Origin of the sequence: Halomonas sp. TD01 (assembly GCF_923868895.1) — a bacterium.
Classification (GTDB): Bacteria; Pseudomonadota; Gammaproteobacteria; order Pseudomonadales; family Halomonadaceae; genus Vreelandella.
Genome location: NZ_OV350343.1, coordinates 1,047,436 through 1,065,797 on the forward strand (window position 1 = coordinate 1,047,436; position 18,362 = coordinate 1,065,797).

Below are 18,362 nucleotides of genomic sequence, written 5' to 3' on the forward strand. Positions count from 1 at the left end.
ACAATAAGCCTTATTGGACAAATATATTCCCCCTGGCATCGGTACAGTCCAACCCCAAACCCCAGTTAACACTTGATCATATTTCACAGTGAACGGTAGATCTTTGCCGCCGTCACAGGGGGTGCGCAGATTAAGCGACCTTGACATCTACTATTGGAGTTATCGATGAAAACTAAGACAACTATTATTGCCGCCGCTTTGTTAAGCCTAGGTCTTATGGCATCCGCCAGCGCCAACGCTCAACAAGAAACTGCGACGAATGCAGCAACTCAAGCTACCGTGCCCACTATTGAAATTTCTAATCAACAACTTCAACAATTCGCTAACGCATCAGAAGAAGTCGTTACGTTGTCACAAGAATATACCCAACAGTTAAACTCAACCGAAGACGAAGCCGCTCAGCAGGCAATTCAAGCGGAAGCAAATGATAAAATGATTGATGCTGTTGAAGATAATGGTCTGGACGTAGATACGTTCAATATCATTGGCCAAGCCATTCAGGCAAACCCTGAGTTAATGCAGCGTGTGCAGGAAATGGTTGGCTCCTAAACCGTTATCACGTTCAAGTGGCCAAAGAGGTGGTGCATCATGCACCACCTCTTAGTGTCACGTCTCGGCAGCACTGCCCTAAAACGGGACTTTTAGTGGTCACCCGCCCAATTAAAAAGGTGTTGGTTAGAACGGAATTTCGTCGTCAAAATCATCGAAATTGCCAGGATCAGGAGCACCATAATTGCTGTTTTGATTGGCAGGGGCTGGTTGGTTTTGTTGTGGTCCACGAGCAGGCTGAGGCGCTCCGCCGTAGTTACCCTGTGGAGCACCGCCTTGGGGAGGGTAGCCACCCTGCTGAGGCATACCGCCGCCCTGATGGTTTTGGGGGGCCGGTTGCTGTGGCGCAGGCTGCTGCTGGGCAGGGGCGCCTTGCGCAGGATTGTTTTGCGCATAACCCCCTTGGGGAGCTCCTCCACCCTGGAAGTCGCCGCCACGGCTATCTAACATCTGCATGTCGTTAGCGACAATTTCGGTGCTGTAGCGATCCTGACCGTTTTGGTCTTGCCATTTACGAGTTTGCAGACGACCCTCAATGTACACCTTAGAACCCTTTTTCAGGTACTGCTGGGCAATCTCGGCGGTTTTATTAAACAGCACAATGCGGTGCCACTCGGTACGCTCTTGGCGCTGCCCGCTCTGACGATCCATCCAGGTGTCAGACGTCGCCAAGTTCAGGTTGGCTACCGCCGTTCCCGAGGGCGTAAAGCGTACTTCTGGGTCTTGGCCCAGGTTACCAATCAAGATGACTTTGTTAATACCGCGCGCCATAGGTCGCTCCTTTCAATAATCGGTCATATATCGATATCAGTGCCGCCAAGGGTATCACTGATACGGCTGCAAGGCCTGAATGCCATGCAGCGAATGTGTGTTAACGCTTCGATAATGTATTTAAACGTAGGTGTTTGAACGCTTGCTGTGTTCCGGCTCAGAAACGCCCCTGACGTATTAAGTCTTAGGTGGTGATAACAACCTCGTCAGCGCTGCCTGGTCGAGCTCTTTGCGATTCACTTTTAGGTACATCAAACGCTCTTCCGGCACCACCATCACGTCCTCTACACCCACCACATCAGCAAGATGTTCCATCAACAGATTTAATGCATCGGGCTGAGTATCGTGCAGTGCCACTACTTCGCTGGAAAGAGGCGGTGGTGACGGCATACGCCACATCGCCAGCCACCACAGCAGCGCCAGCCCTGCACAGCCGATAAACACCGCGTCGAGCCCCCACATATTCGACAACAAACCACCCAGCGTACCCCCTAAAAAAGCGCCCAAAAATTGGCTGGTAGAGTACACGCCCATCGCAGTGCCTTTGGCACCCGCGGGTGCCAACTTACTGAGCATTGATGGCAGCGTGGCTTCGAGCAAGTTAAATCCTGTAAAAAAAACAAATAGCCATGCGAACAGCCAGCCCTCTTGGGAGAATGGCAGCCCAAGGCTGCTCAAACTAATCACGATGGCGCCGATTGCCAGCAGGCACATTAATTTCATGCGCTGGCGTTTCTCCGCCACGATCACCAACGGCACCATGGCAATAAACGACAGCGCCATAATCGCTAGGTAAGCCAGTCCGTGATACTCAATGGCGACCCCTGCATTTAATAGCCGAAACGGGACAGCGACAAAAATCGCCATTAGCACCAAATGCAGCGAAAAAATTGACAGGTCTAACCGCCATAAATCAGGCCGCGTAATAACGCTTTTAAACTGCTGGCGATCCATTCCCACATCGCGGTGGTGCAAACGGCGTGGCGCGGGTGGCACCCACCGCCACAGCACGACTAAACCGACAAGCGTTAGCAGCGCGGTAAACCAGAAAACCCCCGCCAGCCCTGCCCAGGCCGCCAGCCAAGGGCCAAGAACCATGGCAATGGCAAACGACACGCCTATAGAAAGCCCAATCGTGGCCATTGCCGCCGTGCGCACCTGCTCACGGGTTTGGTCTGCCAGTAGCGCCATAATCGCTGCGGCAACTGCCCCACAGCCCTGCAACGCACGGCCCAAAATAACCCCACCAATGGAATCTGCCATGGCAGCGACCACGCTACCTGCTGCGAAAATCAGTAAGCCCATAGCAATGACGCGTTTACGACCAATACGATCTGACAGCAGGCCAAAGGGTATCTGTAACGTTGCCTGAGTGAGCCCATAGATACCCAGTGCGACACCAATTAGCAGGGGGGTAGCACCGCTTAAGGTGTCAGCGTAAAGCGCCAACACCGGCAGCACCATAAACAACCCCAGCATACGAGACGCATAAAGCCCGGCTAAGCCGCTGATTGCACGGCGTTCAGTGGCCAGCAGCAGTGCGGAAACCTTGCGCATAATACCCTTGTGGTCAATAAAGAGGCTGAACAGCCAGAGATAACCGTCCATTCTAGCGCTTTGTATCCACGCTGGAAACGCCAAGCGCTGCCCCCATATCAATAATGGGGTTTTGCCGGGAAGGGTACAGCAAACGTATAATTACGCTTTTGCCACGCGATTCGAGGTGTTGATGGACAGCATTCTGGTCAGGGGTGCACGCACCCACAACCTCAAGCAGATCGATGTGGAGCTGCCCCGCGACAAACTTATCGTGATTACCGGCCTTTCTGGTTCAGGTAAATCGTCGCTGGCGTTCGATACGCTCTACGCTGAGGGACAACGCCGCTATGTGGAATCGCTTTCCACCTATGCGCGTCAGTTCCTTTCGATGATGGAAAAGCCCGATGTGGATCACATCGAAGGGCTTTCGCCTGCGATCTCTATTGAGCAGAAATCCACTTCCCACAACCCCCGCTCTACCGTCGGCACGATTACCGAAATTTATGATTACCTGCGCCTACTGTTCGCTCGGGCAGGCACGCCTCGTTGCCCTGAGCACGGGGAAGAACTGGAAGCGCAAACCATTTCACAGATGGTCGACCAAGTTATGAACCTGGCCGAGGGCACCAAGTTAATGCTGCTGGCGCCGGTGGTGAAAGGTCGCAAAGGGGAGCATCTGCAGCTACTCGCAGAGCTGCGGGCTCAAGGCTTCGTCAGGGTACAGATTGACGGCCAAGTGCTAGAACTTGACGACATTGCCCCCCTGGACAAGCGCAAAAAGCACGATATCAGCGTGGTCGTTGACCGTTTTAAAGTGCGCGATGATATTGCCCAGCGTCTGGCAGAATCGTTTGAAACCGCGATCAACCTCGCCGACGGTACGGCGATGGTCCACTTTATGGATGGCGATCAGGAAGACCTCGCCTTTTCATCACGCTTTGCCTGTCCGGTCTGCGGCTATTCGCTTTCTGAGCTTGAGCCGCGGATGTTTTCGTTCAACAATCCGGCAGGTGCCTGCCCCACCTGTGATGGCCTAGGCGTTCAGCAGTATTTTGATCCCGATAAGCTGATTAGCCATCCTGAGCTATCGCTAGCGGAAGGCGTGATTAAAGGCTGGGATCGTCGCAACATATATTACTTCACCCAACTGCAGGCGCTCGCCAAGCATTACCAGTTTGAGCTTGAAACGCCGTGGGTTGAGCTGGCCAGTCATGAGCGTGAGATTATTTTAAACGGTAGTGGCAGCGAACAGATTCCCTTTGTGTATGTGGGTGACCGTGGCCGCAAGGTGACCCGCGAGCACGCCTTTGAAGGCGTACTGCCCAATATGCAGCGTCGCTATCGGGAAACCGAGTCCAACATGGTGCGTGACGATCTAGCCAAGTATATCGCTGTGCAGCCCTGCGCCACCTGTGGCGGCTCGCGGTTGCGCAAAGAGTCACGTCATGTATTTGTCGATGACCATAACATTGCCGATATCGTGCATTTGCCTATCGGTGAAGCGTGGCGCTACTTTGCCGAGCTTTCCCTACCAGGCCGCAAAGGTGAAATTGCCGATAAGATTGTTAACGAAATTCATGCCCGTCTGGAGTTTTTGGTCAATGTAGGGCTGGACTATCTGAACCTTGAGCGCAGTGCTGACACGCTTTCAGGTGGTGAAGCCCAGCGAATTCGCCTCGCCAGTCAAATCGGCGCGGGACTAGTGGGCGTCATGTATATTCTTGACGAGCCCTCTATCGGCCTTCACCAGCGAGATAACGACCGCTTGTTGAAAACTTTGGAGCGCCTGCGAGATTTAGGCAACACGGTGATTGTCGTCGAGCATGACGAAGACGCAATTCGCGCGGCTGACCATGTTCTAGATATCGGCCCAGGTGCAGGTGTCCATGGCGGTGAAATCGTCGCTCAGGGCACCCCTCAAGATGTGATGGACAACCCCAATTCGCTGACGGGCCAGTACTTGTCGGGGACACGGGAAATTGCTGTCCCTCCCTACCGTATTCCTGGTAACCCTGAAAAACAGTTGGTGGTAAGCGGCGCGACTGGCAACAACTTGCAGGACGTCACCATCAGCCTGCCGCTAGGGCTATTTATCGCTATCACCGGCGTCTCAGGCTCAGGTAAATCAACGCTGATTAACGGCACTCTGATGCCCATCGCCGCCCGTGAGCTAAACCGTGCCACCACGCTCACTCCCGCTCCTTATCGAAAAATAGAAGGGCTGGATCAGCTTGATAAAGTGATCGATATCGATCAGAGCCCCATCGGCCGTACGCCGCGCTCAAATCCAGCCACCTACACCGGTATTTTCACACCGATTCGCGAGCTGTTTGCGGGCACCCAGGAAGCACGTTCGCGGGGCTACAAGCCAGGCCGCTTCAGCTTTAACGTTAAAGGCGGCCGCTGCGAAGCGTGCCAAGGCGAAGGCATGATCAAGGTAGAGATGCACTTTCTGCCGGATATTTATGTGCCATGCGATGTGTGTAAAGGCAAACGCTACAACCGCGAAACGCTGGATATTCACTATAAAGGCAAAACGATCCACGAAGTGCTAGCCATGACGGTAGAGGACGCTCTGGAATTCTTTAGTCCAGTGCCTGCTATCGCTCGCCGTTTGCAGACCCTGTTGGATGTGGGCCTCTCCTATATTCGCCTAGGGCAAAGTGCCACTACCCTCTCTGGCGGCGAAGCGCAGCGTGTCAAATTAGCCCGTGAGCTAGCCAAGCGGGACACCGGCAAAACGCTTTATATCTTGGATGAACCCACCACCGGCCTGCATTTCGAAGATATTCGCCAGCTACTCACGGTACTCCACCGCCTGCGTGACCACGGCAATACCATTGTGGTGATCGAGCACAACCTGGACGTCATCAAAACGGCTGACTGGATTATTGATCTTGGCCCGGAGGGTGGCTCTGGCGGTGGGCAGATTATTGCCGAAGGCACCCCTGAACAGATTGCCAAGCAGAGCATTTCCCACACCGGACACTTCCTGGCACCGCTGTTAAAACGCGGTAATCGTGCCAAAAAAACGTCCTGACGCGGCTCCCAGGGAGAGCCTTCGCTCGCCCTGGGAATGGTACAAAGCCAGCAAACGCTAACGTACAACAAGCGGGCAAACCGGTGTCACGAAAAGAGCAAGCAACATTGGCGGGCTCTGTTTATAGTAATCAACAACGCGGCCTGTTAACCGTTGCTAATCTTTAGGAGAAGGACGCTGTGGATCAGGATAAAAGCTGCATTATTAGCCACTTCAGTCACTACTGCTCACTAACCGAAGAAGAAAAAGCGTTACTGAACGCATTGGAAGAGAGCCCTACCGATATCAAAGCAGGGGCACTGCTGTGGGAGGTGGACTCACCCGCGAATGAGTTCTGCACCCTACGCAGTGGCTGGGCTTACTCCTATCGCCATTTAGAAAACGGTGACCGGCAGATTCTGGAAGTGTTTTTACCTGGCGATATTATTGGTTTACGGGAGTTTGCGTTTTCCAAACGGCTGGAAAATGTGCGCATGATCACTGATGGAGTCGTCTGCCATTTCCCCCATAAGCGCATGCTAGACCTGTTTCGTCAGTCACTGACGCTCACCTCGGTAATGTTCGCTATTGGCAGCCGCCACCAGGCACTACTAACGGAGCGGCTGGTTAACTTAGCGCGACGCAGCGCTAGGCAAAAAATGGCCCACTTTCTCCATGAAATGTACCTGCGCTTACGCCAAACCAACCGTGACATCAGCGGACAGTTCCGCTTGCCACTTTCTCAGGAACAATTAGCCGATATTCTAGGTTTAAGCCCGGTTCATGTGAGCCGAACCTTTAGTGCACTGAGTGAAGATGGCTTGGTGTTCCGTGACCGCCATAACGTCACTATTCCCGATTTAAAGGCACTGGCTACCGAAGGGGAATTCGACGACTGCTATTTAACCGATAACGTCAGGCCGCTACTTATTAGCGCCTGAGCCTTAGCGCCTGAATCAAAGGCTCATTTTTTGTTTCCCCAAAACGCCCAACGCCGCGTGGCTATCTAGGCCACGCGGCGTTGTTTGTTGGCTAGTTCTGCCTAATTTAGCCGCACTTAGACCAGCCGCAGCCTGCATAGCAGGTTGGGCAGCCATCCATCATGATGAGCTCACCGCGACATTCAGGACAGTTACCCACGGTTGCCGGGCCACTGCCTTCAGGCTTTTTTGCGGCGTTTTCTTGCTCGGCAGCACCGCCAATCGGCTCTACAGCGCCGGCAGCCGGGCTAGTGTCTGGCTCGTCGACCGGTGGTTGCCAAGCATGGCCATGCTGCATGCGGTGCGCATAACGCTCTACCAGCATTTCTACCGGTACTTGATTGCCATCTTGGTCCAAGAAACCGCGCCGATAGAGAATTTGCTGGATCGACCAGGCAATCGCTGCCACTTCAGAATCGTGGAACATTGGTTTGTTCCAGCGGTTCATACCACAGCGCACTAACCCTTTATCCCACGCAACTTTGCGCAGGTCAGCCACTGCTTGGGTGACATAGCCCCCACGCGCAGCAAGGGAAAGACTGCGCATCGTCGCCGTAATCCACTGATGCTCGCTGGAGAGTTGCCCTGAAGGAAAAAAGAACTCAACCGGTCGCTCAATAACCACACGTCGGCCACCCACCACGCCTTCCACGGGCATAAAAGAGACCAGCAGGTAAACCTTTTTGCGACCTTCCGCACCAACGTAAGAGATCTTTTCGGATACCGCTTCTAGCGTTCCTTCTGGACGCGAGGGAATCCTGACCGTCAGCGGATCTTCTTCCGGAAGCTCAGGGGCAGGCGCGGCCTGCTCCTGCTGCTTGATACGATAACCAACGATTTTTGAGGTAATTTCTACAGCCATGGTGTTCTCCACTTAGCAAAGGGTGTCGGGCGATGTTCTTAGCAAGGCGTAGCCCGCCCTTACCATTTGCCGTAGGTGCCCTCTTTTAAGGCATCAAACAGGTTGGCGGCGTTATGCTCTTCACCGTCGTAAACCACCGTTTCATCGCCAGTCAGCTCTAAGGTTTCGCCATTTTCCAGTTCAAACACATAGGTGGTGTTTTTCAAATCATCTTCACGTACCAGTACGCCCTGGAACGCTTCTGGATTGAAGCGGAACGTGGTGCAACCTTTCAAGCGGCTCTCGTAAGCCTGTAGGTAGAGATCCTGGAATTTCTCGAACGGGAACTCTGTCGGCACGTTAACTGTTTTAGAGATTGCCGAGTCGATCCACTGCTGCGCGGCCGCCTGAACGGCCACGTGCTGTTCGGGCGTCACCGAGTCTGCGGTAATAAAGTAGTCGGGCAAATCGCTTTCCACCGCATCGGCGGCAATAAAGTGACGATAAGCGGCTAACTCGAACGAGACAACCTCAACTTGCTCTTTGGTTTTCTTGCCCGATTGAATAATGTTGCGGAAATAACGGTGCGAGAACGATGGCTCAATGCCGTTAGACGCATTATTACCCATCGACAGCGAAATCGTACCGGTGGGTGCAATAGAGCTGTGGTGGGTAAAGCGTGCGCCATGCTCCGCCAGCTGCGTTACCAGCTCGGGGTCGAGTTCAGCAACTTTCGCCATGTACTGGCTATAGCGGGCATGCAGAATACGTCCAGGCACTTTATCGCCCACTTCATAGCCATCAGCCGCTAGCTGGGGACGCTCGCGCATCATTTTAGGCGTAATCGTGTGCTCTTGCTCAAGCACAGGCGCCATGCCTTTCTCTTTAGACAGTTCTAACGCTTGCTTCCAGCCTTCCAGAGCGAGGTGGCGGCTGACCTCTTCGGTAAAGGCCAGCGACGCTTGGGAGCCATAAGGGATTTTAAGCATGGTCATCGTTGAACCAAGGCCCAAAAAGCCCATGCCGTGGCGGCGCTTGGCCTCAATCTCGCGCTGTTGCTGCGGCAGTGGCAGGCCAGCAATTTCCACGACGTTATCCAGCATGCGGGTGAAGATTGCCACAACCTTGCGATAGCGCTCCCAATCAAAGCGCGGCTTGTCGCTGAACGGCTCAATCACAAACTTGGTCAGGTTGACCGATCCGAGCAGACAGGCACCTTCCGGCGGCAGCGGCTGCTCACCACACGGGTTGGTCGCGCGGATATCTTCGCAGAACCAGTTATTGTTCATGCGATTGACCTGATCAATCAGAATAAACCCAGGTTCGGCGTAGTCGTAAGTCGAGGACATAATGGTGTCCCATAGCTCGCGAGCTTTAATAACTTCAACGACACGGCAAGCCACGCGGCCTTGGTCATCTACCGTATAACCCTCTTCAATGACGGGCCAGTCGCGGTAAATCAAATCGCCCGCTTTTACATCGTCTTTTTCACCAGGGTGCAATGGAAACGCCAGCGGCCAATCGGCGTTATGTTTCACTGCTTCCATAAATTCGTCGGTAATCAACAGGCTCAGGTTGAACTGGCGCAGGCGACCGGCTTCCCGCTTAGCCTGGATAAACTCGCGAACATCCGGATGGCCAACGTCGAAGGTACCCATCTGGGCGCCTCGGCGGCCGCCTGCGGATGCCACGGTGAAGCACATTTTGTCGTAGATATCCATAAACGCCAGCGGCCCGTTAGTGCCCGCGCCAGCGCCAAACACAAACGCGCCTTTATGGCGCAGCGTCGAAAAATCGTAGCCAATACCCGCACCCGACTTCAGCGTCATGCCTGCATCAACGACTGAGTCGAGAATATCGCGCATAGAGTCGCGGATAGTGCGGGACACCGTGCAGTTAATCAGACTAACCGCGGGTTTATACGCTTCAGCGCCCGCGTTGGAAAGGATTCGTCCGGCAGGAATGGCGCCGTTTTCTAATGCCCAACGGAATTTTGGCAACCATTCGTTAGCGTTGTCGCCTTCAACCGCCGCTAACGCGCGCGCGACGCGTTCAAAGGTGGCACCCACATCCTGATCAACAGGTTGGCTATGGCGATCTTTTAACCGATATTTGGCATCCCAGATATCTTTTGATGGAACCTGTAACGGGACGTCATTCGAAGTCTTCATAGCCTTTGCTGCGGTGCTCATGTCGCGAAACTCCTTCACAACGGGGTGAATATAGCGCTCAAAACGCTGCGATTATACGTCTTGCGGTTATGAAGTATAGACTTGACTTCACACTATATGCGGCATTTTTATTGTTAAAGACTACTACATATAGAAAAATCAGCGCGTTACCTTTTGCTTATCTTAAACAAACGATAGGCTATTGGTTTTCCTGTGCGATGCCATCCTTATGCCTACTTTAAAGCCTTTATCGTTGGCGGCCTTCAGCGCCGTACTGTCCTGCACCGCGCTACCTAGCTGGGCAGCAACATTCAATATTGATGCCACACAGCCTCACGATCATTGGCAGTCAATGGCGCTGACGCTGGGCAACGAGCGACACTTTCGCGCCGTGGAAACCCACAGTTATTCGGATGCCACCTTGAGTTTGAACGCGACTCAGGGTGTTTGCGACTTACCGTGGCTGGAAATGCGGGTCACGTTGACTGAGCAGCAAGGCGAAAGCCGTGCGGTTAACCTAGTGCCTACCAGGATCCGGGTGGATGACACGCCTATCATCGACACGATGGCCGAGTTTATTACCGAGCGTGGTGATGACGGGTTTTATGCGCACTTCTATCTGAGCGACCTGCAAACATTAATGGATCAAATGAGCCAGGGCGAGCAGCTGTTTATCGGCTTCGACCAACAGGATAGTGACCCTTGGTATATGACCTTTAGTCTTGATGGTGCTGATAGCGCCATAGAGAGAATGCAGCGCTTATGTGACCGCGCTGACGACTAGCGTAGCCGCGCATCACTGCACGGTTTTTTCAGCGATTTCAACACGATTACGCCCATTGCGTTTAGCTCGATACATCGCCGCATCGGCCCGGGCGATGATAGTTTTACAGTTGTCATCGGGTTGCCATACGGCTACGCCGATGCTGACCGTAATGGGTTGATCCAAGCCATTTACCTGAAGCGTGGCCACTAGACCACGCAAGCGTTCAGCGAGCCCCTCTGCGGCTTCCATACTGGAGTGAGTCGCCAATACTACGAACTCTTCACCGCCCCAGCGCCCTAAATGATCACAGCCACGCAGTGAGCTTTCCACCATACGTGCTAGCGAAACCAATACATCATCACCCACGCTGTGGCCGAGGGTGTCATTGATCTGTTTAAAATGGTCGACGTCGAATAATAACAGCGCAAAAGCCGCTCCGTAGCGCTTTGCTGCAACCAGCTCTGCATCAATAGCCTGCTCGATGCGGTAGCGGTTCCACACCTGAGTGAGCGGGTCAAAATGTGCCAACTGCTCTAACCGCTGATTTGCCTCGGCCAGCGCTTTACGCTCGCGCTCCAGGTGCATATTGAGCGTACTGATCTCATAGGCAGAAATGGCCAGTGTTAAATCCTCTCCCAAATCCATCGCGGCTAGCCGCTCAACCCGTTGCCAGGCTTCACTTTTTCCAGTGACCTCCTCGCACCACGCGTCAGAAGGCGACATCATCATGGGCGGCAGAGGTGCTGAAGAGGGCTGCATCGCCCAGTAGAGCGTTTCCACTTGTTCAGGACGAAAAAACATCAGCCAACCACGCTGAGCAGGGTCGGTAGGCAGCGGCACGGCCAGCACACCACTCTGCTCTAGCACGTCTAAGGAGGATGTTAGCGGCTCTTTGGCTGTCTCCTGGGTACACCACGGCCCACTATGGATGTGGGCTTTTTCAATCCGCGTGACCAACTGGCTGATTACCTCCGGCTTGGGCGTATTGCCTGATTGATAGACACTGCCTTTCACCCATAACGCAACACCATTAGCACGAAAGAGCGCCTTCCATGTATCGGCATGCTCAGTAAACAGCTGATAAGGCCCCTGAGGCTTTAAGCGGTTATTGGTTGAAAGCACCAAGCTATCTTGTACGCGCTGCAAATAGCGCGCTTCTTGGCGGGCTCTTAGCAGCAACAGCCGTTGTGTGGCCATTTGCACCAAGGTGCGTACCGCGTCGCGCACAGGCGGCGTCACGGGGTACGCCGATGTCGAATGACAAAATAACAGCCCCCAAAGGCCGGTATCGCCCTGCATGGCCACGCTTAATGCACCGCGCACACCAAGGCGTTGCAAGTACTGCTGCCGCTCGGGGGCAGGCGCTCGTAAAAAGCAGTCGCTCACATCCACCGCCATGCCCTTCGGCAGCAAATCCTCACCAGGTGCTGCAACATCTTGGATCAGCCGCACCGGATGGCGCTCGTAGGCGCGCCGAAGCGCAATAGGAAAGTCCTTGGCGGGAAAGCGCTGTCCTAATAAGGCAGGCAAACGGCCTACCGGCAGCTCGACACCTGGCTGAGCACGGCCTGTAGCTAACGATTCGGCCACGATTAACCCGTGCCAATCACTATCGAAATGACACACCGACACTCGGTCATGACCCGTTAACTCTTGCACGGCCATTACCAAATAATCGAGCAGCTCTTCTTGATGCGTAGCTTCCGCTAGACGCATCAGGCGTTCGTTCACGGTGCCAAGCAAGCGCTGTTTACCAAGCGTGTTAAGGGGTTCTATCTCAATTAATACGTGCGTACCTGCCCGGTAGGCATGCAATTGGAAGCGATTTGGTCGGGCGGGACATTTAAAGGTGAGCGGCCCCGGCAAACGCTGCTGACCTTGTAGCTCGTAGCGTACGCGCTGGCTTAAGCGCTTCCCTAGAACGCTGGATAGCGTCGGGAAACGCCCTTCTGGAAGGCTTACCCCCAGCAGTACAGCAAAGTTGCTACTAATCGCCTGTATACGCCGACTGTCGTTATCGAGCACCAGTAATGCACCGAACGACTGTAGTAGCGAGTGATGCTTCGACACAGAGATAGCCTCAAGAAATCTCTTTACCCCTCAGTCTGCTGCCTTAACAGCAGTTCGACGCGTCGGTTGGCAGACCTGCCTTCTGACGTTGCGTTACTTTCCATGGGTTGGGTATCGGCGTAACCGACTGCCCGCATACGTGAAATAGCGACTCCCTGGCGCTCAAGATGCCGGACAACCGCAATAGCGCGTCCTACCGAGAGCTCCCAATTTGAGGGGAAGCGTGAGGTGGCAATGGGAATATTATCCGTATGCCCTTCTACTGAAATTTGGCCTTCAAAGGACGCTAACACTGCCAGAAGGCTTTCTAACACATCTTGCCCCTGGGGCGTTAGTACGGCGTCACCGCTAGGAAAAAGCAAGCTGTCGTCGATGCGCAGCGTAACACCTTCTTCTCCTTGAGAGACACTAACCCCGGGGATATCAAGCTCCGCCATCCGCGGCTTCAGGCCACTGTGTCGGGGATGAATACCGGTTGCCAAGCTGGCCAACGGGAGCGAGGTGACGGCACTTGCCGAGCGCATTCTATCGCTGTCAAAGGCTTCCCCTCCTCCCGGCGGCGTCAACGCAAGCAGTAGGACAAACAGCGTGATTAGCAGCGTTAACACGTCTAAGTAGCTCGTTAGCCAGCCTTCATCGCCCTCGCCTGACACAGTAGGCAATTCCAGCGCGTGCCGTGAATCACGATCTAGCATGGCGCTACCCTTTTGCCGCAGAACTAACCGTTGGCCGCGGTTTCACAGAGGCATCGCGGATCTCGTCATGATAGTTAGCAACAAAGGAATTGAGCGTTTCTTCAATAAACGAAGGCAGGCGTCGTTTGGTAATTAATGAGATACCTTCCAGCACCATGTTCATGGTGATAAGGCGCTCCTCCGTGCGCCGCTCTAGCTTGACGGCAATCGGTTTGAACACCAGATTGGCGAGCAGAATACCGTAAAACGTTGTCAGCAGAGCCACTGCCATGCGCGGACCAATAACGTCAAGATCCCCGGCATCCATCACTTCCAGCATATTGACCAGCCCCACCAAGGTACCAATCATGCCAAACGCGGGTGCGTAGGTAGCCATCGTACGAAATATCTGCGCCTCGGCATGTTCCCGCGCTTTTAATCGAGCAATGCGCCAGCGCAACATGTCAAAAATTTCATCTTCTTTCGTATTAGCAATCACCAGTTGAATTCCGGTGCGCAAAAAGGGATTACGGGTGTGCTCTAGCTCCTTTTCAACCGCCCTGACGTCGCCTTTAAACCATAGTCGCGACATTGAAACCAGTTCGTTAATATCATCACGTACATAGGTATTCTCGCGCCGAAAAACCAACCCCACAAGGCGCACCACGCGTAACACTTCTTTCAGCGGATAACTAATAAAAGTAGCGGCCAAGGTACCGGTTACCACAATGGCAAGCCCCGGCAAGTTGATAAAGCTTTCTGGCGACTCTGCAGTAAAAAACAGCACGCTTACCAGCAATAGCATGCTGGCAAAAATACCGATCAGCGTAGATGGGTTCATCAACGGCTCCTCGCCGGTTATTAGTGATTAATAGTGGCGTTAGGTGGTGTCATATAAGCGTGCGCGAAGCCTGCTAATCGCTTGACTGTGAAGCTGAGACACGCGGGACTCGGTCACTCCAAGCACCGCCCCGACTTCTTTAAGGTTCAGCTCTTCTTGGTAATACAGCGCCATCAGCAGCTTTTCACGCTCGGGTAAGGCATCAATCGCATCAATTAACGACTGGCGCTGCTGTTGATCTAACAGCTGATCAAAGGGCAGGTTATTGGCTTCCTCTTTCGCGGGTTCTGCCCCTTCTGCCACCAATTCTTCAAAGGGCAACAACTGGCCGCTGTTCGTATCGTTAAGTAATTGCTGATACTCACTGAGCGGTATATCCAGATCACGCGCGATTTCGCCCTCTTCTGGCGGGCGTCCTAACTGCTGTTCGAGGCGGCGCACCGCATCATCCACGGCTCTAGCAGAGCGGCGTACACTACGAGGTAACCAATCACGTGTGCGCAGCTCATCCATCATGGCGCCGCGAATACGCTGGCTTGCAAACGTGGCGAACGTCGCCCCCTGGGTCGCATCAAAACGCCCCAATGCTTCTAATAAGCCCACCATGCCGGCTTGAATAAGATCATCTAACTCAATACTTGCGGGTAGTCTTACCTGCAGCGTTAAGGCCTGACGTCTTACCAGTGGCATGTATTGGGTTAACAGCTCGCTCTGTTTAATCCTGCCTTGTGCTGTATACATCCTCGTGCCTCACGGCTAAACACTGTTCACTGGTAGTTCACAATCACTTGCAGTTCCTGCACCCGCACCGGGCGCTGGCCCGGCGTCAACGCAAAACGAAAGTGCAGCGGCCCATTCACCTGCTTACCGGCTAACGCAGAGGTTGAGCCCCGCATCGCGTTCAAAGGAACACACTGTTCAGGGTGGCATAGCCACGCATTAACCGGCGCGTTGACCGGCATTTGATAACGCCAATGAATACGCCCTATCGCAGCATCCTCTACTTGAGCTCCTGCCGGTGGTTGAATGGGCTGGCTGCTGACAGCTCGGTCACTCATCGCTACCAGCACGCTGGGCACCTCGGTACTCCAGCTGCCAGTAGCGGCATAAGCACTCATTGTAATGGCGCTTAGTGCCACCATCAGCACGGTTTTGAAGCTACCGACTTTGAGATAGCCCATTATGTTAAAACTTTTTGCGTAGCAGTCATGCTGCAATAACGCGTTTTGAAACCAGCGAGCATAGGCATTGTTATTCCTCATAGAGGCACTTGTTAGCCTCTGTTAAAGCGCGGCCACATTGCGTCAGGCTAGCGTCATCGCGCCAGCAGTAAAAGCTCTATATCCAAATAATAGCTGGCGGCTTCCCGCAGGTTGTCGAGCAGACCTCTACGCGGCAAGTTTGGCTCGTGCAGCGCCAGCAGCTGCCTAGGACCACCGTTTTCCTGCACTTGCCGAAGCGAGCGATACATCTGTGCGAAAGCATCGGCATCGCTATTAATCCATAACGCCCAACGCGGAAAGCGCTCTTTCAGTTGGCCAAGATTAGCGGCATCCGCCTTAACGATGTGAATATCCCAATCATCCGGGTCGCCAGCCCACCGTCGGCCCAGTACTGACCATTGGGCTAGGCGCCCTTTTACTTTAGCCACCTGCTGATCGCCACTGCTAGGCAGACCAATCACGATAAGCGGTTTTTGCGGCACAGGGGGCGGCGCCGCGGTTTGCTTTGAGGCAGCGACCGGTGGCACTGTTAAAAGATCAGTCGTAGGCGTCAGAGGCTCAGCCGCAAATACGTCTGCCGTGGGGTCGCTCTCTACAGACTGTGTTTGGCGCTGTTGGCGCTGTAAATCTGCCCACTTGCGTAGGCCCGCTGCCTGATCCTGGGCACTCATACCAGCCCCTCTCGGCTAACGCTGCTGAGCTGGCGAATAGCGTCACGAGCCATAAACGCGTGGACAAGCGCATCTAACATCGCCGTATCGCGCCGCTTGCGAGTAGTACCCAACAGCCTTAACAAATCGGAACGCAGTGCTATCGCAGCGTCATCATTAACAACATCTAAGTGCCCCGCCGCCGCCGCGATACCGCTGGCCATCAATAAGCGAACCTCAGTGCTTACCTCGCCATCATCCGAATCTTTCAACTGCTGCCAAGCGCGTTTGGTCAGGCTGGATACCCCTTCGCTTTGAAGCTGGATAACCAGAAGCGAACGCACGTCGGCACCTAACCGGGCAGGCGTTAACCAGTAACGACGCGCGATGCGTTTGCCACTTTCAGGGTCACGAACCTCCCCAACCCATGCCAACAGAGGGGTGCCGGCGGCATCTTCCACCGCCATATGGGTGTTCCATAGCTGCATCGTTTGGCCACGAAAACGCAGGTCGGTGTGATGTGTGAGCGGGCTATCTGTAAACAGCTGGCGCTGGGCATAACGCTCGCCCTGACAGTATACCCGCTGACTGGCCGCCACTAGCGTGATCCAGGTCAGGTGTTGGGCTTCTAACCACGCTAACGTGGTGGGGTCAGGAAACACGGGCAGCAGATGTACGGCGGCCCCCATCGTTTCGCCCTGGCGCAACAAACGTGATTGCCAGCCAGCAGGCTGACGATGCTGCAGGCTGGTTAGCGCAAGCCACCCGCCGTCTGCGTCTAGTCCGAGATCGGGCATCGACCAGTCACAGCCCCGCTCATTACGGCGGGGAGACCATGCCATGCCCAGCCCCTTATCCGCACAAGGCTCGCTAGCCAATAGCGCATCCAGGCGTTTATCTTGCAACACACCCGGCAAAGAGGCGATATCCCATACCGACTCTAACGCTGAAAACCCGACAATCCTTTCACGTAGCCGCGTCAGCACAGAGCTGAGGCGACGCCCTTGGCCCAGCACATCCCGGGACCAGCGCGGTAAACTCACCGAATGGGCCCCAGGCGGGTGTGCAGCTGATGGGAAACCTCGCTCTTCACGCCCTTTCCCCAATGAGGTACTAAGGGCTTGATCAATCAACGCAGCGGGATCCGCAACCGCCATATCTTCTGGAACACGCTGCCCGTAAGAACCAAATAACACACGCAAGCCATGGCGTATGACAATATCAAGCACGGGGGCTAACCGGCCGGCTTCGTCCTGCTTGGTAATAATGCAATCATCTAACTCAGCGCCGGCCGCCCGTGCCGCTTGGCGATAGCGCAACACGACCTCTTCCAACGTTTCAGGCTGACTGGCCGCATTCAGCAGCAGCACTAAGCGCACGGACGCCTGCCCGCCCTGTAAATGGGCGATTTGTTCAATCACACGTTGGTCACGCTGGCTCATACCGACGGTGTCGATAATGACCCACTGTTTACCCTGCAACCGTCCGACTAACTCATCAATCGGCTGCTCAGCATCTAAAGCATACATGGGGGTATCAAGCAGCCGTGCATAAATTCGTAACTGCTCGTGGGCACCGATACGAAAGCTATCGGTGGTGACAAGGGCCACGGGGCGTGTACCGTGACGCATTACGAAACGCGCTGCTAGTTTCGCGGTTGTGGTGGTTTTACCGACGCCCGTTGGCCCCACCAGTGCCACAATTCCCGCTTGATCAAAAAAGCCCGTTTCTTCTTTCAGTACGGGTAACCGAGCCATTAGCTGCCCACGAAGCCACTCCATGGTAAGCGTGCTATCGGCATCTGGCTGAGCCAATGACGTCGGCAGTTCTGCCAACACTTCGTCGCTTAGCTCCTCGCTGAAACCAACGCTAAGCAGTTGCTGGCGCAAACGGGAATAGGGATCATCAGTGGCTGCTGAGGTGGGCACATCGGCAACTGACTGCCGCTGGGAAAGCAACTCCCGCATCTCTTGCATTTCACGCAGCAAGCGCTCACTCATGGCCTGAAGCGGATCTGAATCGCGCGATGAAAAAGCAATCTGGGAAGTAGGGTTAGGTGGCGGAGGCGATGAGGGGGAAGGCTCAAAATGATCGACCGCTTCATCCGCCATCGCTAGTATTTCAACACCACCCTCGGTACGGCGATTGGCGACAATTAAAGCGTCATCGCCTAATGCTTCGCGCACCTGGCGCATTACATCGCGGCTGTTGGCTCCAACAAATCGTCTCACGCTCATGCTTTACCTGTGCCTCTGTTTGATGGCTTGG

The 18,362-nt window shown here is 54.3% G+C and carries 15 protein-coding genes; 4 read left to right on the top strand and 11 right to left on the bottom strand.

Annotation, left to right across the window (positions count from 1 at the left end):
* The first annotated feature begins 165 nt into the window (after positions 1–165).
* Positions 166–549 (top strand): DUF4168 domain-containing protein, encoded by a 384-nt coding sequence (locus L1X57_RS04980; RefSeq protein ID WP_009723943.1) that lies wholly within the window; start codon positions 166–168, stop codon positions 547–549.
* Positions 550–675: 126 nt separating this feature from the next.
* Here the strand turns inward: L1X57_RS04980 and L1X57_RS04985 are convergent, their stop codons facing one another.
* Both L1X57_RS04985 and L1X57_RS04990 read right to left on the bottom strand, forming a co-directional pair.
* Entirely contained in the window at positions 676–1,320 is a 645-nt protein-coding gene (locus L1X57_RS04985; RefSeq protein ID WP_009723944.1) for a single-stranded DNA-binding protein, read from the bottom strand.
* Between the two features lie 177 nt (positions 1,321–1,497).
* Positions 1,498–2,877 (bottom strand): MFS transporter, encoded by a 1,380-nt coding sequence (locus tag L1X57_RS04990; RefSeq protein WP_039869391.1) that lies wholly within the window; start codon positions 2,875–2,877, stop codon positions 1,498–1,500.
* Positions 2,878–3,049: 172 nt separating this feature from the next.
* On the opposite strand from L1X57_RS04990, the gene uvrA reads away from it, so the two are divergent.
* Positions 3,050–5,899 carry an excinuclease ABC subunit UvrA gene (gene uvrA / locus L1X57_RS04995; RefSeq protein ID WP_009723946.1) on the top strand — a complete coding sequence of 950 codons (2,850 nt, stop codon included), beginning with the start codon at positions 3,050–3,052 and terminating at the stop codon, positions 5,897–5,899.
* A 179-nt stretch (positions 5,900–6,078) separates the two neighbouring features.
* Entirely contained in the window at positions 6,079–6,819 is a 741-nt protein-coding gene (locus L1X57_RS05000; RefSeq protein WP_009723947.1) for a Crp/Fnr family transcriptional regulator, read from the top strand.
* Positions 6,820–6,925: 106 nt separating this feature from the next.
* On the opposite strand, the gene L1X57_RS05005 is transcribed toward L1X57_RS05000, so the two are convergent.
* Together L1X57_RS05005 and L1X57_RS05010 are read right to left on the bottom strand one after the other, a co-directional pair.
* Positions 6,926–7,720, bottom strand: coding sequence for a hypothetical protein (locus L1X57_RS05005; protein WP_009723948.1), 795 nt, complete (start codon positions 7,718–7,720; stop codon positions 6,926–6,928).
* A gap of 59 nt (positions 7,721–7,779) precedes the next feature.
* Complete coding sequence (locus tag L1X57_RS05010; RefSeq protein WP_009723949.1) at positions 7,780–9,891, bottom strand: adenosylcobalamin-dependent ribonucleoside-diphosphate reductase; 2,112 nt, start codon at positions 9,889–9,891, stop codon at positions 7,780–7,782.
* Between the two features lie 208 nt (positions 9,892–10,099).
* Between L1X57_RS05010 and L1X57_RS05015 the strand changes: the two genes are divergently transcribed.
* Positions 10,100–10,654: a hypothetical protein gene (locus L1X57_RS05015; protein WP_009723950.1), complete on the top strand. Its 555-nt coding sequence runs from the start codon at positions 10,100–10,102 to the stop codon at positions 10,652–10,654.
* Between the two features lie 12 nt (positions 10,655–10,666).
* Here L1X57_RS05015 and L1X57_RS05020 read toward each other — a convergent pair whose 3' ends face one another.
* The 7 genes from L1X57_RS05020 to flhF are packed head-to-tail and all read right to left on the bottom strand — an operon-like array spanning position 10,667 to position 18,331.
* Positions 10,667–12,706: a sensor domain-containing diguanylate cyclase gene (locus tag L1X57_RS05020; protein ID WP_009723951.1), complete on the bottom strand. Its 2,040-nt coding sequence runs from the start codon at positions 12,704–12,706 to the stop codon at positions 10,667–10,669.
* 23 nt (positions 12,707–12,729) lie between these two features.
* Entirely contained in the window at positions 12,730–13,401 is a 672-nt protein-coding gene (locus L1X57_RS05025; protein ID WP_009723952.1) for an OmpA/MotB family protein, read from the bottom strand.
* A gap of 4 nt (positions 13,402–13,405) precedes the next feature.
* Positions 13,406–14,221, bottom strand: a complete 816-nt coding sequence (locus L1X57_RS05030; RefSeq protein ID WP_009723953.1) for a motility protein A — start codon at positions 14,219–14,221, stop codon at positions 13,406–13,408.
* 39 nt (positions 14,222–14,260) lie between these two features.
* Positions 14,261–14,962 carry an RNA polymerase sigma factor FliA gene (locus tag L1X57_RS05035; protein ID WP_009723954.1) on the bottom strand — a complete coding sequence of 234 codons (702 nt, stop codon included), beginning with the start codon at positions 14,960–14,962 and terminating at the stop codon, positions 14,261–14,263.
* Positions 14,963–14,988: 26 nt separating this feature from the next.
* Complete coding sequence (locus L1X57_RS05040; RefSeq protein WP_009723955.1) at positions 14,989–15,483, bottom strand: flagellar protein FlhE; 495 nt, start codon at positions 15,481–15,483, stop codon at positions 14,989–14,991.
* A gap of 53 nt (positions 15,484–15,536) precedes the next feature.
* Positions 15,537–16,115 carry a hypothetical protein gene (locus tag L1X57_RS05045; protein WP_009723956.1) on the bottom strand — a complete coding sequence of 193 codons (579 nt, stop codon included), beginning with the start codon at positions 16,113–16,115 and terminating at the stop codon, positions 15,537–15,539.
* On the bottom strand, positions 16,112–18,331 hold the full coding sequence (gene flhF / locus L1X57_RS05050) for a flagellar biosynthesis protein FlhF (RefSeq protein ID WP_234667955.1): 2,220 nt from the start codon (positions 18,329–18,331) through the stop codon (positions 16,112–16,114). The genes L1X57_RS05045 and flhF overlap by 4 nt, the downstream gene beginning before the upstream one ends.
* Positions 18,332–18,362: the final 31 nt, after the last annotated feature.